Below are 23,530 nucleotides of genomic sequence, written 5' to 3' on the forward strand. Positions count from 1 at the left end.
CGCGCGATGGGTGTTGCTCCCGTGAGCCCCGAACGTTCAGCGGGCCTGAGGCGCTGCGGGTGAGGTTTGCTAGCCTTCAACCTGGTCCCCGGACGCTTCCGGAAGCCGGGAGTCATGATTGGTCGGGTATGACAGCGACGCGCGTCCTCCACGTCACGCAGGTGTATGCAGGTGGCATCAGCCGAGCGATTGCTTCGCTCGTCGAACTCATGCCGGAAGCCGAGCATCACCTTCTATGGGCCGGTAATGAGGTGCCTGATGCTGCGCTCCCGTTCGCGAGCGTTCATGAGATGCCGCAGTCGCCGCGACAGCTGATTGGCGCTGTGCGCCGGCTGCGGGAGGTTGTCTCGCTGCTCGAGCCTGATGCCGTGCACGCTCATTCGAGCTTCGGCGGCGTGTACGCTCGCATCGCGCGACTAGATGTCCCGGTTCTCTACCAGCCGCATTGCTATAAGTTCGACGATGGGCAGCAGTCGGTCGTTCGTCGTGTGGCCTTCCGGCTAGCGGAGCAGACACTCGCCCGGCGTTCCGCAGGGACGGTGGTCCTCTCTCCGCATGAAGAGCGTCTTGCGAGATCCCTGGATAAGCACGCCCGCACGTATTACCTCCCGAACGTGGCCACGATTCGGCCTAGATCGGCGTTTGCCGCGACAGAGTTTAGGCCCGCTCGCGACGTCCTTATGATCGGGCGACTGTCCGACCAGAAAGACCCAGACTTCTTTGCAGAAGTGGCTGAGCGAGTGGCTGCGATTGACCCGAATGTAACATTCAGATGGATTGGGGACGTCGACGGTGTAGACGACGGACGCGGCGCGGCGATGCGTCGTCGACTTGAATCTGCCGGCGTTAGGGTTCTCGGGTGGCTTAACGGTGACGCGTTGGCCGCAGAACTGGCTAAGCCGGGCGTGTATTTCCACTCCGCTCATTACGAAGGTTTCCCGCTAAGCCTGCTCGACGCTGCGGCCTTCGAACATCCCATTGCGGTGCGGCGGATACCCACATTCGACGGTCTGGATATCCCCGATGCTGCCACGCAGAGTCAAGCGGCAGACTTGATTCTTGAGATCCTCGACCGAGGGCCAGCGTACGGACGCGCAGTCGCGGCAGCTCACCACCTGAATGAAACTATGAACCGCGACGCTCAGCGGAAGGCGCTGTGCGCGCTCTACGCGTCGGTTTGAGGAGATATTTGATGCGTGTGCTGATGCCGAGCCGGATTCTGGACCGTCATACCGGAGGCAATACAACCTACGCACGTCATATCGAAGCCGGCCTGCGCGAACGCGGGGTTGACGTCGGGCGTATACCTGCTGGTCCTCATCCTGCACTCACGATGGTCAACGAAACGCTGGCAGCGTGGCGCGGCGGACGGCCGGGGGAGGTCCTTCACTATGTTGCAGACACCGGTCCGCTTGTGCGCACGCGCAGGCCCTCCGTAGTGACGGTCCACGGAGTTGCGAGTCGCTGGATCTCGGTCGCGCGGAGTCGGAAACAGGAGATGCTCTGGCGGACCCGAGTCCAACGAGCAGTCGACTCGACGGATCAAGTCATTACAGTTTCGAACTCGAGCGCCGCGGACGTCCAGGAGGTGTTCGGGGTAGAGACAGGCCGACTCACGACGATCGAGCATGGAATTGATCTTGAGCGATTCAGTCGGCGAGCAAGGCTTTCGGAAGAGATCGCCAGCAAGCTCCCCGAAAGGTTCGCGTTATACCTTGGCAACATCGAGCCGCGCAAGAACCTGGTCGAGCTCGTCGCGGCCTTCGCGAGCCCGGAAGTGCGATCTATGGGCGTAAAGCTCGTGATCGCCGGCAAGCCTGCCTGGAACTCCGAAGACTCAATGCGGGCGATCGCTACTTCCCCCGACGTCGTTCGTCTCGGGTTCGTTTCTGACAGTGATCGAACAGCCCTCATGCAGCGATGTGAGGTGTTCGTCTTCCCGAGTCTTTATGAGGGCTTCGGTTTCCCGGTCGTCGAGGCACTGGCAGCGGGTGCCGTAGTCGTGACATCTGAGCGGGGCTCATTGGCCGAGGTGGCTGGTCCCTCGATAAGGTTTGAAGGGCTTGAGCGAGACGCGCTCGCAGCGGGAGTGGTGAGGGCTCTCTCAGACTCGAGTGCTCGTCGGCGTTGCGTAGATCAGGGCGCGCAGTGGGCTTCGAGATTCACCTGGGAAGTAAGCGTCGCGAAGCACATCGAGGTCTATAGGAAGGCGCTGGGCGCATGAAGCGAGTTCTCGTTCTCCATGGTTACTCCGCGGACAACGCCGGGGATGGCCTGCTGGTGCGCGAGACGCTCGACCTGATCCGCGAAGCACTGGGAGAGGACGCGGAGGTCACACTGCTTGCGGCCCGTCCCGACACCTTCACCGAACTCGGCGTGCGGGCATTGCCGACTGTGCCCGCCGTCCGGGGCTGGGACGCAGGCACTCGCGACGTTCTAAAGCGAATTGATGGCTTCGACATCGTCATCGGCGTCGGAGGCGGCTACCTCCGGGCGGGCACGCCAGTAGAGGCATTGAAGACCGCTCTTGTCCACGTACCTCAGCTCCGTGCTGCGGCGCGGGCGAGTGTCCCGACCGTCTATCTACCCCAGAGCATCGGGCCGGCAAGATTCGGGACTCGGCGCTGGGCGCAAAAGATGTTGCGGTGCATCGACCTCGTCATGGTCAGAGATGATCGCACAATGCGAGAGATCGACGTGTCGACGATGCGTAGACGACCTGACCTCGCGACGGCTGCGGTGGTGAACGGGCGACGGCCCGGAAGCGTCGTTGATTCCGTGCCAGTTCTCTCTATTCGGGAAGTTCGCGGCCGCGTCAATCCGGACATCTATCGTCTGGCGGAGAGCATCGGTACCTACGACGGTTACATACAGAGCACCGTCGGCGGAAACGACGATCGAGCCGCGTCTTCCACTCTTAGCCCGCGCTCGGTCCTCGCCCGTGACGAGCTCATGACCATCGGCGGGCAGCCTCGAGTCGTTGTCGCCGTTCGTCTTCACGCCGCCCTCATGGCGCTCGCTGCAGGGCACTACGTGGTGCACTTGGCCTATGAGCGGAAGGGCTTCGGAGCGTTTGAGGACCTAGAGATCAGCCCCTGGGTCCACTCTGTAAACGCCTTTGACCCCGACGCAGTCCGCGATCAGGTCTCGCGGCTGAGATTCAGCGTCGAGGAGCGGAGAGCGTACGACGATCGAATTCTTTCGGCGGCGGAGAAGATTCGGCTTGCGCGAGCGCAGATTGTGGAGGAGATCAGAGAGCGCGCCGCTCAGAGGCCCTAATGAGGAACGCCGGGATTGCACGCGACTTGGAAGTTGTTTCTTCTTCCCGTTCGAGCATCGTCCCGAACTCCAGTGCCGAGCAGACGCGAAACTCCTTTGCGAAGCACGACGCCCACGCTCGTGGGCGCCTGAACGTCCCTGGCTGACGGCGACCAACGATTGCGGGTCGGTTTCGACCATCGATACTGGGGTGGATTAACGCGGCACCGCCGGCGAGTATGTCGCTGGCGATGCCGAGTTTGTGAGTAGTCGGCCACAGCTGCTCGGTCGTGGACACCTGGACATCGTCGTGTGTAGCACCATCCGTCGCGGTTGGGGACCGTCGCCGAGCTACCACGTCCAGGCGTCGGCCTACGAGAGCCGATTCAACAGGGAAGCACTACAGCTTGCCTTCGACCGGCTAGGAAGTCGTCTCTAGCCGACCAGGGACTCTGAGCGGACAGAGGCGCTTGCGGAGCCCGCAATTGGACGACGACCTCGCGCTGCGGAGCCTTGCGCGAATACGAACGAGTGAGGGTGGGGGACCGGTCCACCATGCTTGATTCGCCGAACATGAAGCTGCGGCAGAGCTGGCTCAGTTAGAGCAGTCACGACTACTCCGCGAGCCATGACTGCTAGTCCGCAATCGAAGCTGCACGAAGCTCCTCGATCGAGGGGAAGTCGGCTGAGCGAATGAGGTCCCTGACACTGCTCGGCAGAGTGGGCACCCCTCTGGTCACAGCGTCGACGAGAGGCAAAGGCGAAGACCACGAAAGGCCAACTGACGCGAAGTAGTCGCGGTACTTAAGCTCCGGTTCGGCGGTCGCAGGGGCGACCAGTACCGCTGGCCTGCCCAGGGCGTGCGCAAAGATGACGCCATGCAACGACGACGAATACACGACCTCGCTTCGCGCGATTGCCCTCCCCAGCTCTTCCGCAGTGCAATCGACCGAGACCAATCTCAGATTGCGGTTTGCTGGCGCGCGGTAGCCACGATAGGTGTCCCGTTCGCGGTAATGAGGAATGAAGATCTCACGCCCCGGGAGCGAGCGCTCATTTTTGAGATGCGGAAACACCTCGCCTATAAGCAGGCCGGGGTCGAGCATGAATCTAAGCTCCGATAGATCGAACCCTGCCTCGCGGAGTGCCGAGGCCGTGAGGGGACCGCGCACGCCGAAGATCCGGGGAGATACCTTCGACGAGGGAAGAGGGGCGCCTTTGGTGCCCAACCCTGCAACGATATCGCCCGACTGCATGCGATGAATGGTGGAGCCAACGAAAAGAATTCGGGGTGCAGTGTCCGTGTTGCGGGCCGAGGTCCCATACAGGTGACGTACGAGGTCAGCATTGTAGAGATCGCCCGCGTTTCCCACGCGAAGGCGATGCGGAGAGCGTCGCAACGTCTCAACAAGTCTTTGCGTCCAGGACGTGGTCGCGCGCTTGTCGTAATAGTACGTATTCACGGCCATAGGTCTGCCTCGTGCAATCTCACAATCGAAAAACGTGCGTCGTTCACGCCGTAGCCCAGAACGACGTCCTCACTGTCGGGCTCGCCCGACAGGCCTGAAAAATATGTGGCAGAAAGGAGGTTATAGTTGTGAACCCCCCGCCGGGGGAGAGCATCTCGCCATCGATGTATTAGACGCTCAGGGTAGGCATGGACGCGAATGTCGGACGTCCCAATCCCGGTCAGTCCCACAGCCCTCCCGAAGTAGGTTCGTTTACTAGAGCGCGGTACGACCCACTTTTCGTGAGCCATAAGTAGCGCGCGGTCATCGCGAACGAGAAGTTGAGTGCCGATGGTGAGAGTGCCGCTCATATTGCTGTGAACGCGCGCCGGTGGCGCGGATGCGAACACGAGATCATCCTCGGCCCCGAGCTGGCCTTGAACCAGACAAACCTCGCGGTATGGGTGGAGCTGGTAGACAGCGCGCACGGTCTTGCTATCGCCCTCAAAAAACGCCCAGTTCTTCTCAATTCGCTGTCGATCGAAGTCGGCAACAATTCGTTGCGGGGCGCCGACCTTGGGATAGACCGGCGCCAAAAACAGCTCGTTTCTCCCTTCCCGTACGAAGCCTGTGTTGAAAGTGGCATAGACTACGGCGCCGATCCTGACCAACTTTGGGTCGGCAACCTTGGGGATACCTGCGCGCTCGCCCGCAGCGGTAAGGTCGTGGACGCTCGCGCTAGAGGAAGCCGCGGACAAGTGGACAAGGTAGGCCCGGATCGCTTGAGTACCAGCGGGTATCGCTCGGAAGGCGGCTACATAACCGTCCTCAATGCGAAGGATGCTCGGATTGAATACTCCACCGAGAGCCGCCTCGCTCGCGGCACTAGACAAGCGCCCGATGAGTTGCGCGTCCGCGTTGCCGGAGAGCGTTCGGAAATTGAACATCACGGGGTCCCCCTACTTCTTGCGGATCCGTCGCAGGACCGATTTTAGGAATGCGCGTTCATCCTCCCGCGCGATCCCGGCAAGTGTGAGCGCGTAAATGGTCACGATGATAATTCCGACGGGGACCGCGAATGTCCAAAAGGCGGGCTCAGTCATTCGCCAAGCTGTCTTTTCAAGAAGGAGATACACGAGCACTGAAGGAACGATCGATGAAACTGCAATGATTACAATCGAAAGATATCGGCGAATATCAATTCCGACGTGTCTGTGAAGCAGCCATAGGCGCCACGGCCAAACTACAAAAAGTCGCGCCGCCCTTCCGATTGCGACGACCAGCAGCCCGTACGGAAGGCAGAGAAGGAGCAGCACCACGCCTACGACGTTCTCGATCAGTCCGAGTGTGAATGCGCGCGGCGCCTGTCCGACGGCGAGAAGCGTGTTCTTGTCGAAGTAGACGATTGATGCGAACGCCGCAGAGATTGCGAGGACTTGCATTACCGGAACCGAAGGCATCGTGTTCGGCCCGAAAACGTAAGGCACGATGATCTCTGCGAGCAAGGCGACTGCGGCAAACACTGGAACGGCAACAGCGGCGGAACCGAACGTCATTTGTAGGAAGGCACGCCTTAGCCTCGAGGGCTCTGACTGTAGACGCGAAAATGTAGTAAGCGCAAGCTTTCCGATCACCGTGGTCATGAGCTCGGTAATGATATTGAGAAGGCGTTGCGCGATGAAGTAAATGCCGAGCGGCCCCGAGCCGAGAAATGTTCCAATCAGTAGCTTGTCAACATTAGCTTGAACCGCATTCATCAACTCGAGTCCTAGAATGCTCATCCCGAACGAAATCATCGCTCGAAGGGAGCTGACGGAGAATAGAAGCTGTGGTCGCCATTCCGAGGAGAGCCACAAAGCGATAGCTGACGCGACGAGTGTTCCTAGGGTCTGCGCAACGAGGGCCCATACGCCAGCGCCACTCAGCGCCAGAGGGATCGAGATCGCAGCACCGGCCATTGTGCCAGAGATACTCCTGAGCGAGAGCACTCGGAAGTCCATGTTGCGTTCGAGCAGAGCGGCAGGCACTCCGCTTGCCGCATTGACGAAGAGCCCCAGGCCCATAACTCTCAAGACGGGAGTTAATGTCGGCTCCGCATACGCCGCTGCAATGAGGGGCGCAGCGAAGAACAGGACGACGTATATGAGAGCGGCAATTCCGAGAGAAGTCCAGAAAGCGGTGGACGTGTCCCGATTGTCGATCTCGGGCTTCTGAACGAGCGACTTCGCAAAACCTGAGTCGACAAACACCATGAGAATGGCGATGAACACCGTCGTTAGCGAGAGCAGTCCGAATGCTTCGTGTGCGACTGTGCGGGTGAGCACGGCGAAAACCGCTAGGGAAACAAGACGTACGCCCCACTTCTCGGCGGCAACCCAACCCATCCCGCGAAGAGCTCGTCCGCCGATGTCATCGGTGCTCATCGGCGCCCTTTCTGTCCGAGCGCATCATCGCGACGAGCATCCCCATGGCGAGGAACCAAAGGCTGAGGTACGGCTGGTCGATGAGCCCCCATCCCGTCCACCCGATTGCGAGAATGCCGGGCGCAGAAGCAAGCACAGCAGACGACGCAGGCGTTGCGCGTCGCGTGAACCACATCCGAGCCGCACTAAACCACGCGCCTAGTTGCGGTGCAAAGTAGGCCAGGGCTCCGAGGACACCAAGTTCCGCGGCGAGGAGCACGAAGCTGTTATGGACGGGATATCCGAGCGCCACGGAGGAATTCCATTGCCCGACTTCTGCGATGAACGCGTTCGGTCCGGTGCCGAAGAGGGGGTTCTGAGAGAGCTGCTGCATTGCGGCTTCCCAAACCTGTGGGCGCACGCCGCCCTCTGGATCCGATTCGAATCTTGCGACCAACGCATCGACGAACGGAAGCGCGATGATGGCGAGAATGAGAAGGGTCAAGAACCGACGCGCTGCATGTTGGCCAGGCGAGCAGATCGCCCAGACGACCAGTGTCGCTGCCACCGCGACCATGTTAGCCCGCGAGTAGGACAACCCGATCATGACGAGAATCATTGCAAGAGAGAAGACAGCCAGCAGGCGCGTGCGGCGGACTCGAGAAATCAACGCAGGCAGCGTTAGGAGCAGCATTGCGTACAGCGCTTTCCCTAGGTTTCCAGGGTGATGGAACGTGCCTCGAACACGGGCGAGCGTCTCTCCGCCGGCTTCAAGCACACCGACCGAGAGTACGCCCGTCGTCTGAAGCGCAACGTACGCGAACTGAATGATAAGAAACAGCGTTACGGCGACAATAATGAAGCCAAAAGGGTCGGGCCTTCGAAGCTCTGTCGCCATGAAGGCGCCCCCCACGATCCACGCCATGACGGCGACGCCGAGTTGGAACATTCCGCTAGCCACCTCGGTCGTATGTGGCCATTGTGTAATCCACAGAGGTAGCACGAGAGCCGCCGAGACCGCGAACCCGAGGCGGAACTGGTGTTTCACGTGTGCCGCAACAGCCAGACCTAGAATCGCAAGTGCGAGAGTGTAGTTGAATATTGTCACCTGGGAGCCAGCAATGTCTGTGGGCGCGCCAGACGGGATTCCGAACTTGAAAAGCTCGCGACGGTATAACGAGAACAGGACCAGGATGAGCAGAAAGAGCAGCCGCGGTATCGTCAACGTGTGCTGGATTCTTACTATCCGAGGCTCGGCTGGGACAGCGGATAGCCTGCGCGTGGTCGGATACCTGCCGAGAGGAAGCAGACTCCGGCGCGCCAACGGCGGTTTGTTCATTTGCGCCTCGCTATCCCCGAGCACGATCTGATGAGGCAACGTTCCCAGCAAAGGCGAGAAGACGATTGGCGTTCTGGGACCAGTCCTTCCCCGCGATCATGGCGTCGACGGCGTTGTAGTCCACATCTGCGCCTAGGGCGCGACTTGCTGCGTTGGGAAGCTCGGACAGGCTTCCATACGAAAAGACCGCGTTATTGATGCGTTCGTCGGCCCGCGGCTTTTCCGAGCTGACCACCCTTAGACCGGCGGCGAGGTACTCGTAGAGTTTCATCGGGCTGCGGCCACGATTCGCCGCGGTTCGCGTGAAAGGCAGAAGGCCCACCTTTGCGCGCGAGAGAACATCTGGCACCTGTTCGTATCCCACTACGCCTTCGAAAAGAATATTCGGATGCTCTGCATGAATCGAGGGGGCAGATTCGGGGACAGGTCCGTAGAGGTGAACTTCTTCCGTTGGGAACTCAATGGCGACGCGTCTGACGGCGTCAAAGTCGAAACGGTGATCCATCGCTCCGACATAGACGAAACCGCTCCGTCCATGCGATGACGCTCGTGCCCGCTGAAATCGAGATACCTCACATCCGTTCTCGATAACAATTGTCGGCACAGCGCGAGGGTTCGGCAGCGAGTCGGCAACGAAGGGAGAAGTGGCGGCTAGGCCGTCCGCGATGTTGGCCATGACCTTGTTCGCGCGTGCCGCGTCAATTCTGTGGGTCTTGATGTCCGTGGGACGGAAGATGACAGTTCGGATTCGGGGCGTCCGTGCTGCCATCAGTGGTTGATCGACGAAACAGAAGTCGACACTGTCAAATTCGATCCGGTCGAGGATCCGCTCGAGGCTTCTTCGACTCCATCCCCATCGCACAGGGAACATTGAGCGCGGCACAAAATCGAGGACTCCGTCTTCCGCGCGGGAGGGGCCAGCGGCAAGCAAGCTTCTCCTAGCGGGGTCCACTCCTGCGACCGCGTGCAGCGCGCTCACAGGAGTGGAGACATGCGCGACCTGATTGCCGAGCAGCGCCATCTCACGCGAGAGGTGGAAGCTACCCACCTTGAAAGGTCCGGAGCGATGGGTGTGGCTCAGGAAGAGGATCCGCTTCAACTATCCATCCCCTTCGGTCCGTGTCCACAATTCGGTTGGGAAAGCAGCGCGCAGACGCGCGCGGACACTGTCGAGGTTTGGCATGTTGAACGCATTCGAGCGGAGCATTGCGCGCGCCTCAGCGATCGCGTCATCCACGCTGTCTTTGCTAACGAAGGAGCCTTGTCCTGTTCCGCGGTAGTAGTCCTCGTACTTGAATGGCGGCTCGTTCTTGCTTCGAACTAGAACGGAGGGCACGCCATACGCGTCTGCGAGAACCATCGCGTGCAAGGACGATCCGACCACGAACTCAGACTGACAGATCTTGGAAATGATGTACGAAAGCTCCTGCCGAGGGCTGATCAGACCTGGAAGCCCGCGCCACGAAGGCTCATCATTTAGATTCGGGACTACGACGTACTCCTGAGAACGTTCTGGAACTGCCGGAGGGCTGATGAGCTCGGGCAGCAAGACCGCAGGGTCTCCATATACCTCTGGAACCTCGAACCCCCACGACTCAAGGCGCGAACGAGTGAGAGGCCCACGTACCGCACGGATGTCGAGCTCCTTGGCGCGATAGCGGAAGTCGCTGACCTTTCCATTTATGCCCGTTCCCCAGATCACATCCCGATCCTCGGCGAGGTGCATAATCGATCCGACAGCGAGGAGCCGAGGCGCGCGTGGGCGCCGCCGCACCGGGCTGTCGGAGACACGGGTCACTCGCGCGCCCGAGGCTAGACCTTGAACGATGTCGAGGCCGAGCACGTCGCCGAAGTTATTAATACGGGGCCCCCAACGGAACGGCGCACCCGGTATGCGGACGATGTGCTTTCGGGGATTCCAATGCACAACTGGCACTCCCCGCACAAAGGTCACGGTCACGAAGCATCCCTCCGACCACTCATGAGCGACTTCGCGCGCTTCTGTCGGATTGCTGCTCCGTAGACGGATAGATGTTTATTCGCGATTGCGGCCCAGTCCCGTGCCGATAGGTCGGGTGTGGCTCCATTGAGCGGTACCCGACCTCGAGCGGCGTGCAGAGTGGCGCCGTCGAGCTTGCCCGTGTAGGTCAATACCCACTCGTCGCCGATCTCTCGTGCGTATTCGCGGGCGGCTGCGCTGTCAGGTATCAGGATTGGTCGATGCAAGGAGAGCGCGAGGAGGGCGGCACCGGAATTATAAAGATCCTGGTAAGGGAGTACCACTAGATCAGAGTGGAGGATGGCGGCAATGAGGTTGTCGTCTGAGACTCTTTCCGGAACCAGGCTAATTCGCGAGTCCCGTTCCGCCACACGCTTGAGTTCTTTTTCGAGGGCCGCGTCGTCAATGCTTCCAAGCACCCGTAGGGCGACGCGCTCTGCCTGGTCGATCTCCGAGAACGCATGCAGCAACTGATCGACTTGCTTGTACTTGCGGATGAGGCCAAAGAAGAGGAAGTTGAAGGTTCCGTTCCCGGATTTATGCGCCCGATTGCTGCTTTCGATCTTTGTTTCGTAGAATCCGCGGTAGTGGCCGTGTGGAATCAAAGTCGTTGGCACGTCGTCGGGGAACGGCCTCGCGGTATTCATGATGATGCGTGAATCTGTGAGATCGATCGAGCGAAGCAAGAACCGGTCCAGTCGCGACAGTGCCTCGTGTGGCGCCACGTTGTGTACCGTCCGGACAACGGCGACGCGCGTCACCCGGAGGCGTACGGCGAGCAGCAACGTAAGAACCCGGACCGCCATGGCCTTAATTCCGCGCCGCCCGCGGATGAGGTGCTCGGGCCAGTGCATGTGAAAGACGTCGTATCGGCCGAACAGAGCACGGGGCCATTTGAAATCTTTGACTGTTGCTCCGGAACGCGCCAAGGCTCCCGACAACAGTCGAGTGAATGGGTTCAGACTGTTTTTTTCCGTGGAATAGCTCATGAGTACGGTGGGCTGGCGCGCCGAATCGCCCCGCAAGTATTCCGAAAGTTCTTGAAGTGCGCTCGATACGCGTTGACGGGCCGTAAGCACCGGCTCCGGCGCGGGGATGGAGGTTGGCAGGGGAAGCGGGTGCTCCGAAGGAAGTTCATTGACTTCGATTCGCGGCACGGCAAACTCTTCACAGAACGACTTCACCTTTGGGCGCGAACTCATTCCGCATAGCGGCTTATTCTCGAGGAGACCAAGATAAAGTCCGTGCATTCGCGACGAGAGAATTGCCCTCGCGCCACGCACGACCTCGCGCGCTTCGTTGACGGATATGTCGACATGGATCGCATCGAGGAGCGCCGTGATGTCAGCAGGAAGCGATTTCGCGTCTGCTTTCGGGCCCTGGTGCATGGAGAGGAACTGGACACTGCCATATATGGAACGCAAGTGCTGCATTTGGGCGGGTGTCATTAGCGAGATCTCGGCTGGATACGCAGCGATCACAAGCGGGCCTTGGTCGATTATGCCTACGCCTCGCGGAGCGGGCTCTCCAAGAAGTGCAGTATCGGCGGCGACTGGGGCGCTCTTTCTCCACTGATTCATTACTAGATTGGCAGTCAGCTGATCACGCACCCACACGCGAGTGCCAAGCAGGGAGCCGCCGAGCAACACCTTCGGGAGCAAACGTGAAATGGGATTGCTTCCGACCCCGAACATGGCGACACGTGTGCGGCTTACTCGCGCCGCGAGGACTGTCGCGAGGAGCAAGCGCGGCAATCCGCGCCATGGCGGCCCTGACTTGGCATCGTCTTGAAGGAGGGTGCCGCCGCCGATCACGACCGCGTCACTCGTGGCAATGATGCGATAAAGATCCCTGAGGCCACCGAGATTGACGTGGCTTTCGTCGCCCGAACGTTCGCCGCCGAAGTCGGCGATCTTGGGAATAAATCCTTGGGCCGCGAGCGCCTCTGCAAGACTCGAGGTGAGCAGCGCGTCGCCGATGTTCTGCGGGCGTCCGGTCGCTGTGGTCCGGTCTGCGGATACGAGAAGGACACGCGGGTTACGTCTTGAAATGCTCACTGGATGGGCTCGAATCACGAAGAGCACAGCTAACCCCCGGGGTGTTCGGAGCAACAGTCCTGCGAGGCCCCTGTCGGCGTGATAGCTGAACAGCCTTGATGTTTGGACGTCCAGGCTAACAGGGGGTGCTCAGGGAGAATCTGAGGAGGGTCGCAGCCGGCGGCGGTGGCCTGTCCATCAAGCTCCCATCGCTTCTGTGCAAGAATCGCTGCTTGGTCGAGACATGGCGGGAGACTACGTGGAGCTTCAGGACTACCTTCGGATCCTGCGCAAGAACTGGATCGCGATCATCGTCGCCACACTCGTGGGGCTGGGTGGTGGCGCGGTGGCGACGGCAGTGACGCCGCCCACGTACCAGGCGTCGACGGACCTCTACGTCTCGGTGCGAGGTGGGTCCTCGACGGGCGAGCTCGTGCAGGGAGGGAACTTCTCTCGGCAGATCATTGCCAGCTACGCGAGCATCGTAGATTCGGCGGCTGTCCTCGATCCGGTCATCGAAGAACTCAATCTGGGGGTATCGGCGAATCAGCTCGGCTCCCGAGTGTCGGCTAGCTCTCCTGCCGACACTGTGCTGCTTACAGTGCGTGTCGTCGGCGACGAAGCACAGGAAGTCGCGGACATCGCGAACGCGGTCGGTGCGAGCTTCACGAAGGTCGTGCAGGAGCAGCTAGAAGGCAGCGGCGGAGGAGCGGCCGTGCAGCTGACGACGGTTCAGCCGGCGTCGGTTCCGAACGAACCTGTCACCCCGAAGCTGAAGACGAACCTCGCATTCGGACTTGCGTTGGGTCTGCTAGCCGGAATCGCGTTCGCAGCGATCAGGGCCTTGCTCGATAACCGGGTTCGGTCGCAGCGAGACATTGAGCAAGCGACCGATGCTTCCGTGCTGGGCGTGGTTGTGCAGGAGCCGGAGGCGAACGAGCGGCCGCTAATCGTCCATGCGGATCCGCGAAGTCCACGAGCTGAATCCTTCCGATCGCTCCGAACAAATCTGCAATTTGTGCAAGCGAGTGACGGGCAGCGCAGCTTCGTCGTCGCAAGCCCGGAGCTCGGGGACGACAAGGGTATAACGGCGACCAACTTGGCAATCTCCCTCGCCGAGAGCGGAGCGCGCGTCGTTCTCATCGATGCTGACCTGAGGCGTCCGTCCATTCATGAATTGATGGATCTCGATGGAAGCGTGGGGCTCACGGACGTCCTGATTTCCCAGACGGACCTTGCTGACGCGCTCCAGAGATGGGGGCGCCGCCAACTTTATGTGCTCCCCGCGGGAAAGATGCCGCCAAACCCGAGCGAGTTGCTCGGGTCCAAGGCCATGTCGCAGATGTTGCGTGAACTTGCTGAGCACTTCGATTACGTGCTCATCGACGCGCCTCCGCTCTTGCTTGTGACCGACGCCGTCGTTGTGAGCAGGCACACTCGTGGTCTCCTTCTGACTGTCTCGTCGGGGGGAACTCGCAAGCAGGAGTTGTCTGCCGCGGTCCGAGCGATCGACGCGGCGGGAGCGAAGCTTGTAGGCCTGGTCGTCACCAACGTGCCGGTCAAGGGACCGGAGCGTAAGGGCTTCTCGGGATATGGAAGTGCCGCGCTCGAGGAGTACGGCGCGTCGCCGGCGAAGGAGAGTGCTGACGCTAGCAGTCGGCAGCGACGGCGCCGAGCCGCAAGATGAGCTCGTGTGCATGTCGCGGAGGGGCCCGGCGTAGAGGTGGCAGAGAAGGCGAGGCCAACAGATTTTCGAGCGGGGGTAGCGCGTCGGCCTCCGACCGTTCCTCGTACGTTGGACGGGCGGATCGGAAAACAGTTTCCTGGCCTTGATTCGGGGGCGAGGTAGGCATGTCGGAGAAGCTCGGCGCCGATGATGAGGCTCGTCATCGGAACAGGTCGGCATCGCGTATCTCGCGACGCGCGATATTCATGTCACTCTCAGCTGCCGGAGCCGTCGCCGCATCGGTGGCTGGTGGCGTCGAGATCGGGCGCAATCTTCCGAGACCGGAACGGGCGAAGGTACCCGTGATTTCTGAGGGCAAAGAGGCGTTCGATGCTCGGGTGCTTGAGCAACACTTGGGCGTATTCTTGCCTGAACTTCACGCTATAGAGGGCGACCGCGATGACCAGTCCATCCGTCGCGCGGCGGACGCCGCGACGCGGCATGGCGGCGGGACTGTGCTTCTTACACGGAACGAGTACAAATTCGGAGCGCCTGTTGCGCTGAACGGCCTTCAGAACGTTGTCTTCGAGTCGCGGACTGGATCGGTCGTGCGGTGTGCTGAGCCTCGTGTCAAATTGAAAGCGTTCGTTGGCTCGAAGGAAGCCCGTGGGGCGGACAATGAGCCTCTGAGCACGACGGGGGCGTCAAACATCGTCATTCGCGGCATCGCGTTCGACGGCGGTTTGGAGAACGGGGTAGATCTCGACAGCGCTGCGTTCTATGACTACGACGACGAAGGGACCCGGGTCAAGAGTGGGAAGGGGGCATTTGCCCGAGAGGCGCGAAGGTACGCACCGTCCGGCGCTAGTGAGGAAGAGCCGCGTCTAGCGATTTACCGCGCTATCGAAGTGATCGGCGATCTTGACGAGACAGCGGATACAACGCTGGCCTTCTCGAATGTCAGTGTGGAGAATGTTCGTCTCCTCGGGATATCTTCACTTCCAATCTATCTGAGGGGTGTGAGGGGCCTTGCTGCTGTCGACGACAGCTACGCATACCGTTGTCTGGATATCGGCTTCACCTATTGTGCGAACGTGAGATTCGCGCGAAACCACATTGAGTACTCGGCCGACAACGGCGTGTCCATTTCCCGCGGGAATCGCAATGTCGCGTGCAGTGGCAACATCATCTCAAAATCGTTCTACTTTGGCATCCACCTTGGCGGGTATAGCGGCGACCCTGGTCCCCGTAGTGTTTCGTGCACGGGGAACACTGTGGTGCACTCAGGTGCGGTCGGGATCAACCTCTATGAGGGTCCTCGTGACATCACAATCACGGGAAACTTCATTGCCGACGTTCATCGTGGCGCGGACGGATCTGCAACAGAATATCAAGGGTCCGCAATCCTCATTCGCGGGGGGACTGGGAGTCAAATCGCGCAGAATATTGTCATCGTTGGAAATAACGTCGTCCGCTCCCACAAGGCTGGGATATTGATTGACCGGGATGCGGAAGATGTCCTCATTTCAGGCAACTCTTTCAGGCGTGTGGGCTTGCCAATCAGCCCGTCTGGGGCGGCATATAAATCGTCTTCATCGGCGGTCAACTTTGCAATTGGAACGGCACCACCCCAGGATCCTGAAGCGAGCTCGGTGCGGCGAGTCGTGGCAAGCGCGAACGCCGTGTTTGAAGATCGTGAGTCAATGCTCGGCGTGAAACCCCTTGTGCGAATAACGTCGATGCACGGTGCCGACATTCGCGCGACCGGAAATTATGCCTCGTTCGAGACCCCGAGAAATCTCGGTGACACCGCTCCGCTTCCCTTGGCCTCCGACCTTGATGCTGGATCGACTGCCGCTGGAACGCTTGCATATGATGCCCAGAAGGTGCTCGTAGTTTTTTCTGACGGCAAAGTCTGGAGAACCTTGGACGGCCGCGAGGCCTAGGGATTCGATGGCGCGGTCGAGAGCCTGCCGTGGCGCGCATTACGATGCGAGTCAGGTGAATCGCGAAGGATGCTGCTCGTTCGGGCGGTGGGTTCGCGCTTGTGCCGATGGAGTTAGGAGTCGCTGGGAGCGATGAGTTCACACCAGGGAGAGGCACCGGCCGTGGTTGGTACCGAGTCGGATCGAGAGGCCGGGGCGCGGCGCCGTCTACTTTTGCGTCGTTGGCTCGGGTGGGGTTTGCCCGTGCTGCTCCTCATTTACGTGGCTGCTCTCGCCGTAAGCGGATTTATCGCGAAGAGCGCGTTCGATGAGATTCCGACCGCGGCGAGCAACGTTCAATCAGCTATCGCTGAGGGCGATCATGCGAGGGCGCAAGCTGCCGCTGAGCAGGTGTCCGAGCGCACAGGAGCGGCGCGAGCGGCGACGAGTCATCCGTTGTGGCGTGGCGCGGAGTTGGTGCCGTTCTTCGGTGACGATTTAAGGGCGGTGAGGCTCGCTGCTGCTGCTGCAGACGACCTGGCGGCGGGCGCTATGCGCCCGTTTGCGAGCGTTGATCTCGCATCGATCGGTCCAGTAGACGGGGTTATCAACCTCGACGGTGTTCGAGCGCTAAGCGCTCCTGTCGCCGACGCTGCGGTTGCCGCCGAACGAGTGCAAATTGATCTGTCCGAGATTGAATCGTCCACTCTCCTCCCGCCCGTCGCGTCGGCCGTGGGGAAGTTGACGGACGCGGTCGGTGCGTTGTGGCCGACGCTTGCTCGGCTCAGTGAGCTAATGCCCCATCTTCCGACCATGCTCGGTGCGGAGGGACCCAGGAACTACATCGTCATCGTGCAAAACAATGCGGAGGCGCGGACCACGGGTGGCAATCCTGCTTCGCTTATGATGCTGACGGCGGATCAAGGAAGGATCGCGATCTCTCAGCAAGCCGCGTCGACCGATTTCAACAACGCGCGTGAATCGGAGATCACGGCGCTCGATCCGGCTACCGTCGCACTTTATGGCGATCGGGTGGGCAGATGGATCCAGGACGCGACCATGACGCCCGATTTTAATGAGACCGCTCGAATTGTTAGAGCGTTCTGGCAGGAAGCGCATGGTGACCCTGGGGTCGGAGTGTTGTCGCTTGACCCAGTTGCCCTGTCGTACATGCTGAAAGCGACGGGTCCCGTGGACATGCCGGTGGGTGGACCCCTGACGTCAGATAACGCAGTTGAGGCGCTGCTCAATGGCGTGTACTTCAAGTTCCCTGGGGCCACCCCCGTGGAACGGTCAGCGCAGGATGGCTACTTTGCCGCAGCGGCGGCGGGCGTATTCCAAAAGATCACCAGCGGATCCGTGGATATCGTAGAACTCGCTCAGGCTTTCGGCAGGGCGGGCGCCGAAGGGCGCCTCTACTTCTCCTCGACGGATCCGATCGAGTCGCAGGCTGTGCAGGGCACCACGCTCTCGAACCCCTTGCCTGCCGACAACGAGGATGAGACAGCCCTCGCGGTATTCGTCAACGACACGACCGAAGGCAAGCTCGACTACTACGCCGACATGGAAGTTGAGGCCACGTCGAACGTCTGCGACGCAGCGACGGGCGAAGCGCCAACTTTCACGACTAAGGCGACGTATAACTACAACCTTCAGCCGGGTGATGTCGCGAGTCTGCCGATCTACATCTCGACAGGCCGCTATTTCGAGCGTGGCGTGAAGGCGACGGACATGGTGTTCTACGGTCCCGTCGGAGGCACGTATGTCTCCGCGAAGGTCGACGGCGTCGAGGTGCAGCCGGACGTCGGCACCATGGACGAGGGGCGACCAGCGGTCCGCATCCGCGTTGAAAACCAGCCGGCCACATCGCATACCTTCGAGGTGACGTTCAGCGGTGCGCCTGACCAGGAGTACGGCCCCCTCAGCGTCGTCCACACTCCGCTCGTCAAGCCGGTTCCGGTCGAGACATCGAGCCCGCGCTGCGGCTGACGAAATTGGGGCGGCCACGCGGAACGTGAGCGTGGTCGCCTCAGCTGCGCTTCGCGTCGGCGGCGATTTCCCCGCGAGGTTCCCCCGCAGTCGCGCGGCGCGCCATCCGCTGCCTCAGGCGTCCGCTCAGTCGTCGACCCATAGGATCGAGACCACAGCTTCAACAAGGAGACACCGGTGAGTGGTCTGATCGTGCACGAGTGGCTCTCGCCCGCAGGCGGGTCGGAGAACGTGTTCGAGGCCATCGCGCAGGTCTTCCCCGACGCGGAGCGCTGGTGCCTGTGGAATGACGCCGGCGACCGGCTGCAGCCCGTCCACGAGACCGTCCTCGCACGCACGCCGCTGCGCGGGCGCAAGGCGCTCGCCCTTCCGTTCATGCCGACGGTATGGCGTCACCTCCCTGCGCGTGACGCCGACTGGTTGCTCGCGAGCACGCACCTGTTTGCGCACCACGCGCGCTTCGGTGGCCCGGCACGCGACGTGCCGAAGCTCGTCTACACGCACACGCCGGCGCGCTACATCTGGGTGCCCGAGCTCGACGGACGAGGCGACAGCCTGCCCATCCGTGCGGTCTCCGCAGTGCTGAAGCCGCTGGACCGCAAGCGCGCGCAGGAGCCCGTCGCGATCGCGGCGAACAGTCGGTTCATCGCCGAGCGGATCGCCGACGCCTGGGAGCGCGAGTCGGAGGTCATCTACCCGCCCGTCGCGGTCCACGGCTTCGGCGAGGAGCCCGACCTGACGGCGGCCGAGCAGGATCAGCTCGACGCGCTGCCGGAGTCGTTCATCCTCGGGTTCTCGCGCTTCGTGCCGTACAAGCGCCTCGATGCGGCGATCGCCGCCGGCCGCGCTTCCGGACTGCCGGTCGTGCTCGCCGGGTCGGGGCCTGACGAAGACCGCCTCCGCACGATCGCGGACGAGACGTACCCCGGCGCGGTGACCTTCGTGCACCATCCGTCGAATCCGCTGCTGACTGCCATCCTGCAGCGTGCCTCGGCGCTCGTCTTCGCGCCCATCGAGGACTTCGGGATCATCCCCGTCGAGGCGATGGCGGCCGGCACGCCCGTGCTCGCGAACGCCATCGGGGGAGCGGTCGAGTCGGTGCTCGATGGCGTCACAGGCGCGCACGTGCACGACTGGGACTCTCCGTCGGAGCTGCGCGCGGCGGTCGACAAGGCGCTCGCCTCGTCGCCCGCGGAGTGCCGCGTGCGCGCGCAGCGGTTCGGCGAGGACGTCTTCGCCCGCGAGATCCAGGGGTTCGTCGAGCGGAACGTGTGAGGAAGGGGCGCCGGAGCGCCCCTTCCTCGCCTACGCCCGGTCGTGGATCGTGACGTGGTAGCCGTCGGGATCCGCGAAGGTGAAGGTGCGCCCGAACGGGCCGTCGATCGGCGCGGAGACGATCGTGTGACCCGCATCGGCGAGCGCATCGTGGATCGCCTGCGCGTCGGTCGCGTGGAGCCAGATCGCCGTGCCGATGCCCGGCTGCGCGGCCGACTCGAGGTCTGTCCCGGGCACGATGTCGCGCAGGGCGAACGCGATCGGAGTCGTATCGAAGACGATGGCGTGCGGCGGCCCTGCGGGTGACCGCACGAGACCGAGGTGCTGCTCGTAGAACGCCTGCGACGCCTCGAGGTCGCGCACCTGCAGGGAGATGAAATCGGGGCCGGTGACGGGCATGTCTGCTCCTTTGTGTCAGATAACTGACAAGGAGGCTATGTCAGACTTCTGACATGAGTCAAGACGTGATCGATCTCGAGACATCCCTCGGCTATCTGCTGAAGGAGGCGTCCTCCGCGCTCCGTTCGGCCATGGAGGCCGTGCTCCGACCGCTCGGGATGACGGTGACGCACTACGCCTGCCTCGAGCTGCTCGCGCAGCGGCCGGGCCTGTCGAACTCCGAACTCGCACGCGGGGCATTCGTGACGCGTCAGTCGATGAACGTCCTGCTGCAGACCCTCGAGCAGGACGGCTCGGTGACGAGGCCCGCGGAGGCCCGCGTGGGGAGGGCGCTGCCCGCGGAGCTCACCCCGCTCGGTCGGGAGCGCCTCGAGGCGGCGAGCACCGCCGTCCGCGCGGTCGAGGACAGGATGGTCAGCGGGATGACCCCGCGCGAGCAGGAGGCGGCACGGTCTGCCCTGCGGAGCATGATCGCGGCGCTCACCGGGCGCGGCGATGCGGAGCGTGCCGAGGAGCCGTGACGGCCCGGCCCCGGCCATCCGAGCCCTCCCGCATAGGCTGGGGCGCATGGCCCGGACCGAGCGCATCGTGTGGATCGACGCGGCCCGCGGCATCTGCGTGCTCGGCGTCGTGCTCATGCACACGACGCTCTCGAGCTACCTCGGGCATCTGCAGCCGGGGGCATCCACGGGCTTCTGGTCGTGGTTCATCGACGCGATGACGCCGTTCCGCATCCCGGGGCTCGCGATGCTGAGCGGCCTGCTGCTGGCGCGACGGATCCGGCACGGATGGTCCGACCGCACCGTGCGCGTGTCGGTCGCCTCGTCGTACTGGCTCTACGCGGTGTGGCTCCTCGCGTTCGCGCTCTACGCCGGGCTCGTCGGCGCGTACGTCTGGACCGGCCCGCTCGGCGGGACCGGTGCCATCCGCTGGGACGCGTACCTCAACGAGCTCGTCCTGCCGAAGACGCTCCTCTGGTACGTGTTCGCGCTCGCCGTGTGGACCGCCCTCCTGGCGACGCTGCGCAGGGTCGACCCCGCGCTCGTCCTCGTGATCCTCGTCGTCGTGTCGATCTGCAGCCACTACGTGCCGGTCGCCGACGACAACGACCAGTACCGCAACCTCATGCGGTACGCCGTCTTCTTCGCGATCGGCGTCTACGGCTCGACGTGGCTGCGTGAGCGCGTCGCGTCGCGGCACCTCCCGTTCGCGCTCGGCGCGCTCGCCGTGTACCTCGGCGCGGGCGGCATCATGGCCATGGGTGATCCGCACGTCGGCGCGGTGCTGTCGGTTCCGCGCGACGCGGCCGCGGCCATCCTGCTCCTGCTGCTCATGTCGGTGATCTGCCGGGCACGGCCCGTCGGCCGGGCGCTCGCGTGGATCGGGCGCCGGACCCTGCCGATCTACGTCCTGCACGGACTCCTGCTCGAGCTGCTGTCGCGCGTGCCGAACTGGGGCCTCGTGATCGACCGCCCGGTCATCCGCTCGCTGGCGCCGCTGCTGGTGACGCTCGCCATCGCCATCCTGTCGGTCGCGGTCTACGAGCTCGTCATGCGCACCCCCGCGCGGGTCGTGTTCGAGCTGCCGCGGCCGGCGAAGCGCGCGCTGCTGGGGGAGCGGCGGTAGGGGCCCGGTCTCCGGGACGACAGAATGGAACCCATGGCACAGGTCGCGATCGACACCCGGTGGGATGGCATCGCCGGCATCCAGCGCTACTCGCGCGAGGTGCTCCCGCGGCTGACGACGCCGTGGCAGTCGCTCGGGCTCGACGGCGACCACCTCGCCCCGCTGGACGCGCTGCGCGCCGTGCCGCGCGACCGCCTCATCTACTCGCCCGGCTACAACGCCTTCGTGCGGGCGAAGCGGCAGCTCGTGACGCTGCACGACCTCATCCAGCTGCAGACGCCGTGGCCCGGGCGCGCGAAGTACCTCGCGTACTACCGGCTCGTGGTCCGCCCGGTCGTGCGGCGGACGGGGGTCGTGCTCACCGTCTCCGAGACGTCGAAGGCGCTCATCGAGGAGTGGCTCGACGACGACGCCGTGCAGGTCGTCAACGCGGGCATCGGATGCTCCGACGCCTTCCGCGCCGACGTCGCGCCGGCCACGGGTGATCCGTACCTCATGTATGTCGGCAACCTCCGCGCGCACAAGAACGTCGAGGTCGTGCTCGACGCCCTCGGGCGCGTTCCGGATGCGCGACTGCGGATGCTCCTGCCCGCGCGCGAGCACGAGCAGGCCGAGCGGATGGCCGCGGAGCGGGGCATCTCGGCTCGCGTCGAGCTGCTCGCGGGGATCGACGACGCCGCGCTCGCGCGCCACTACCGCGGCGCGGCGGCGACCGTGATGCCGTCGACCCTCGAGGGCTTCGGTCTTCCCGCGCTCGAGAGCGTCATGACCGGCACGCCCGTGCTCTTCTGGCGCGGCTGCGCGGCGGTCGCCGAGACGGTGGGCGATCGCGGCCGCGCCGTCGAGAACGCGACCGACGTCCAGGAGTGGGCCGGGGCCATCCGCTCGGCCCTGGCCTCCCCGCGTCGCGTCGATCCGCCCGCGTCGGGATACGACTGGGACGCGACCGCGCGCACGATCGACGCGACGCTGGGGGAGCTGCTGGCCTCCGGTCGTTGAGCGCGCCGTCCCGCTCGTTGAGCGGAGCTTCCGGTCGTTGAGCGGAGCGAGCGCCAGCGAGCGCAGTCGAAACGTCGTGAGCCGATGTCGGGACGGGGTGTCGTTTCGTCTCGCTTCGCTCGCTCAACGACCGGCGGTGGTTGCTCGTTCGACGACCGGGGCGGGGCGTCCTTCCGGTCGTTGAGCGGAGCGAGCGCAGTCGAAACGTCGTGAGCCGACGTCGGGGGCGGGCGTCGTTTCGTCTCGCTTCGCTCGCTCAACGACCGGGAGGCGGGGCGCTGACGATCCGCGTCAGCGCGGAACGGTCTCCAGCTCGAGCGTGATCAGCGGAAGCTCGTCGCGAGGAACGACGACCGTGACGATTCCGCCCGTGGGCAGCTCCGCGCCGATCGCATAGATGTGCGGGTCGGTGTCGATGAACGCGCCATCGAGCTCGAGACCATCCACCATCAGCGAGATCGGCCGCTGGACCGCGCGCTCGTGGATGTCGGGCGCGGGCGGGAGTCCGCCGGCGATTCCCTCGAGGCCGTGTTCGACGCGGAAGGTGTTGCGCAGCACGTGGTTCGCATGCTGGACGAGCACCCCCGCAACAGACGCCTCCTCCGAGTGATCGCGGTGCCACGTCGTCCGTACGGCCTCCCACAGCTGCGGGAACCGCATCTGCTCGGTCATCTCGACGAGCCAGTCCGGCCGAGGGTGGGCGGAGGCCACCTCGAGGGAACGCCGCATGTCATTGTCCATCTCGACGAGGTTCCCCGGGGCCATCCGGTTGTCGGGATCGCGGATGAGCGTGTACGTGAAGCTGACACGCATCTCGCGCAGCCCGCGGCCGTCCTGACCCTGTTCATATCCGGATGGCATGGTGCTCTCGAGATGTCTCTGCGCCACGAAGGTCAGCGCCGGCACCGGCATCTCGCGGAGCTTCTGACGCCACTCCACGCGCGGGTCGGGGATGTCCTCCGGCGATACCTCGACGTACTGCATGGGTTCCAGTGTGGTCGAGCGCCGTCAGCGCGCCAGGAACTCGAGGAAGGTTGCGTCGTTTCGTCTCGCTTCGCTCGCTCAACGACCGGGGTGGCGTGCTCGCTCAACGGGGGTGGCCGTCCTCCCGGTCGTTGAGCGGAGCGAGCGCCAGCGAGCGCAGTCGAAACGTCGCGAGCCGATCTCGG

The 23,530-nt window shown here is 62.9% G+C and carries 19 protein-coding genes; 10 read left to right on the top strand and 9 right to left on the bottom strand.

Annotated elements, in window-relative coordinates:
* Positions 1 to 128 precede the first annotated feature (128 nt).
* From ACOWU6_RS03135 to ACOWU6_RS03145, 3 genes are all read left to right on the top strand, one after another.
* Positions 129 to 1,181: a glycosyltransferase gene (locus ACOWU6_RS03135; RefSeq protein WP_421074685.1), complete on the top strand. Its 1,053-nt coding sequence runs from the start codon at positions 129 to 131 to the stop codon at positions 1,179 to 1,181.
* 152 nt (positions 1,182 to 1,333) lie between these two features.
* Positions 1,334 to 2,224: a glycosyltransferase family 4 protein gene (locus tag ACOWU6_RS03140; protein ID WP_421074686.1), complete on the top strand. Its 891-nt coding sequence runs from the start codon at positions 1,334 to 1,336 to the stop codon at positions 2,222 to 2,224.
* Positions 2,221 to 3,279: a polysaccharide pyruvyl transferase family protein gene (locus ACOWU6_RS03145; RefSeq protein WP_421074687.1), complete on the top strand. Its 1,059-nt coding sequence runs from the start codon at positions 2,221 to 2,223 to the stop codon at positions 3,277 to 3,279. The genes ACOWU6_RS03140 and ACOWU6_RS03145 overlap by 4 nt, the downstream gene beginning before the upstream one ends.
* A 614-nt stretch (positions 3,280 to 3,893) precedes the next feature.
* On the opposite strand, the gene ACOWU6_RS03150 is transcribed toward ACOWU6_RS03145, so the two are convergent.
* The 7 genes from ACOWU6_RS03150 to ACOWU6_RS03180 form a co-directional block, all read right to left on the bottom strand.
* Positions 3,894 to 4,514 (bottom strand): polysaccharide pyruvyl transferase family protein, encoded by a 621-nt coding sequence (locus ACOWU6_RS03150; protein WP_421074688.1) that lies wholly within the window; start codon positions 4,512 to 4,514, stop codon positions 3,894 to 3,896.
* 203 nt (positions 4,515 to 4,717) lie between these two features.
* Positions 4,718 to 5,656, bottom strand: a complete 939-nt coding sequence (locus ACOWU6_RS03155; protein ID WP_421074689.1) for a hypothetical protein — start codon at positions 5,654 to 5,656, stop codon at positions 4,718 to 4,720.
* Between the two features lie 9 nt (positions 5,657 to 5,665).
* Positions 5,666 to 7,129, bottom strand: coding sequence for a lipopolysaccharide biosynthesis protein (locus tag ACOWU6_RS03160; RefSeq protein WP_421074690.1), 1,464 nt, complete (start codon positions 7,127 to 7,129; stop codon positions 5,666 to 5,668).
* Positions 7,116 to 8,057, bottom strand: coding sequence for an O-antigen ligase family protein (locus ACOWU6_RS03165; RefSeq protein ID WP_421074691.1), 942 nt, complete (start codon positions 8,055 to 8,057; stop codon positions 7,116 to 7,118). Before ACOWU6_RS03165 ends, ACOWU6_RS03160 begins: the two co-directional genes overlap by 14 nt.
* 400 nt (positions 8,058 to 8,457) lie before the next feature.
* The gene (locus ACOWU6_RS03170) at positions 8,458 to 9,546 is read right to left on the bottom strand and encodes a glycosyltransferase (RefSeq protein ID WP_421074692.1); all 1,089 of its coding nucleotides are present in this window, start codon (positions 9,544 to 9,546) and stop codon (positions 8,458 to 8,460) included.
* A complete protein-coding gene (locus tag ACOWU6_RS03175) occupies positions 9,547 to 10,407 on the bottom strand; it encodes a polysaccharide pyruvyl transferase family protein (protein ID WP_421074693.1) in 861 nt (286 codons plus the stop codon). It lies immediately after the preceding gene.
* The gene (locus tag ACOWU6_RS03180) at positions 10,404 to 12,530 is read right to left on the bottom strand and encodes a polysaccharide pyruvyl transferase family protein (RefSeq protein WP_421074694.1); all 2,127 of its coding nucleotides are present in this window, start codon (positions 12,528 to 12,530) and stop codon (positions 10,404 to 10,406) included. The genes ACOWU6_RS03175 and ACOWU6_RS03180 overlap by 4 nt, the downstream gene beginning before the upstream one ends.
* Before the next feature lie 196 nt (positions 12,531 to 12,726).
* On the opposite strand from ACOWU6_RS03180, the gene ACOWU6_RS03185 reads away from it, so the two are divergent.
* The 4 genes from ACOWU6_RS03185 (at position 12,727) to ACOWU6_RS03200 (ending at position 19,337) form a co-directional block, all read left to right on the top strand.
* Complete coding sequence (locus ACOWU6_RS03185) at positions 12,727 to 14,169, top strand: polysaccharide biosynthesis tyrosine autokinase (protein WP_421074695.1); 1,443 nt, start codon at positions 12,727 to 12,729, stop codon at positions 14,167 to 14,169.
* 164 nt (positions 14,170 to 14,333) lie between these two features.
* Positions 14,334 to 16,094 carry a right-handed parallel beta-helix repeat-containing protein gene (locus ACOWU6_RS03190; protein ID WP_421074696.1) on the top strand — a complete coding sequence of 587 codons (1,761 nt, stop codon included), beginning with the start codon at positions 14,334 to 14,336 and terminating at the stop codon, positions 16,092 to 16,094.
* Positions 16,095 to 16,337: 243 nt separating this feature from the next.
* Positions 16,338 to 18,062: a DUF4012 domain-containing protein gene (locus tag ACOWU6_RS03195; protein WP_421074697.1), complete on the top strand. Its 1,725-nt coding sequence runs from the start codon at positions 16,338 to 16,340 to the stop codon at positions 18,060 to 18,062.
* 177 nt (positions 18,063 to 18,239) lie between these two features.
* Positions 18,240 to 19,337 (top strand): glycosyltransferase, encoded by a 1,098-nt coding sequence (locus ACOWU6_RS03200; protein ID WP_421074698.1) that lies wholly within the window; start codon positions 18,240 to 18,242, stop codon positions 19,335 to 19,337.
* A 30-nt stretch (positions 19,338 to 19,367) separates the two neighbouring features.
* On the opposite strand, the gene ACOWU6_RS03205 is transcribed toward ACOWU6_RS03200, so the two are convergent.
* Positions 19,368 to 19,736 (bottom strand): VOC family protein, encoded by a 369-nt coding sequence (locus ACOWU6_RS03205; RefSeq protein ID WP_421074699.1) that lies wholly within the window; start codon positions 19,734 to 19,736, stop codon positions 19,368 to 19,370.
* A gap of 53 nt (positions 19,737 to 19,789) precedes the next feature.
* Between ACOWU6_RS03205 and ACOWU6_RS03210 the strand changes: the two genes are divergently transcribed.
* Genes ACOWU6_RS03210 through ACOWU6_RS03220 form a run of 3 tightly spaced genes read left to right on the top strand, consistent with a single transcriptional unit; the run spans position 19,790 to position 22,361 of the window.
* A complete protein-coding gene (locus tag ACOWU6_RS03210; RefSeq protein ID WP_421074700.1) occupies positions 19,790 to 20,257 on the top strand; it encodes a MarR family winged helix-turn-helix transcriptional regulator in 468 nt (155 codons plus the stop codon).
* Positions 20,258 to 20,303: 46 nt separating this feature from the next.
* Complete coding sequence (locus ACOWU6_RS03215; protein ID WP_421074701.1) at positions 20,304 to 21,362, top strand: acyltransferase family protein; 1,059 nt, start codon at positions 20,304 to 20,306, stop codon at positions 21,360 to 21,362.
* A gap of 33 nt (positions 21,363 to 21,395) precedes the next feature.
* The gene (locus ACOWU6_RS03220) at positions 21,396 to 22,361 is read left to right on the top strand and encodes a glycosyltransferase (protein WP_421074702.1); all 966 of its coding nucleotides are present in this window, start codon (positions 21,396 to 21,398) and stop codon (positions 22,359 to 22,361) included.
* Positions 22,362 to 22,652: 291 nt separating this feature from the next.
* Here ACOWU6_RS03220 and ACOWU6_RS03225 read toward each other — a convergent pair whose 3' ends face one another.
* Positions 22,653 to 23,345 carry a hypothetical protein gene (locus tag ACOWU6_RS03225; protein ID WP_421074703.1) on the bottom strand — a complete coding sequence of 231 codons (693 nt, stop codon included), beginning with the start codon at positions 23,343 to 23,345 and terminating at the stop codon, positions 22,653 to 22,655.
* Positions 23,346 to 23,530: the final 185 nt, after the last annotated feature.

It is taken from the genome of Microbacterium sp. SA156, from assembly GCF_049065455.1.
In the GTDB taxonomy this organism is placed as follows: domain Bacteria; phylum Actinomycetota; class Actinomycetes; order Actinomycetales; family Microbacteriaceae; genus Microbacterium; species Microbacterium barkeri.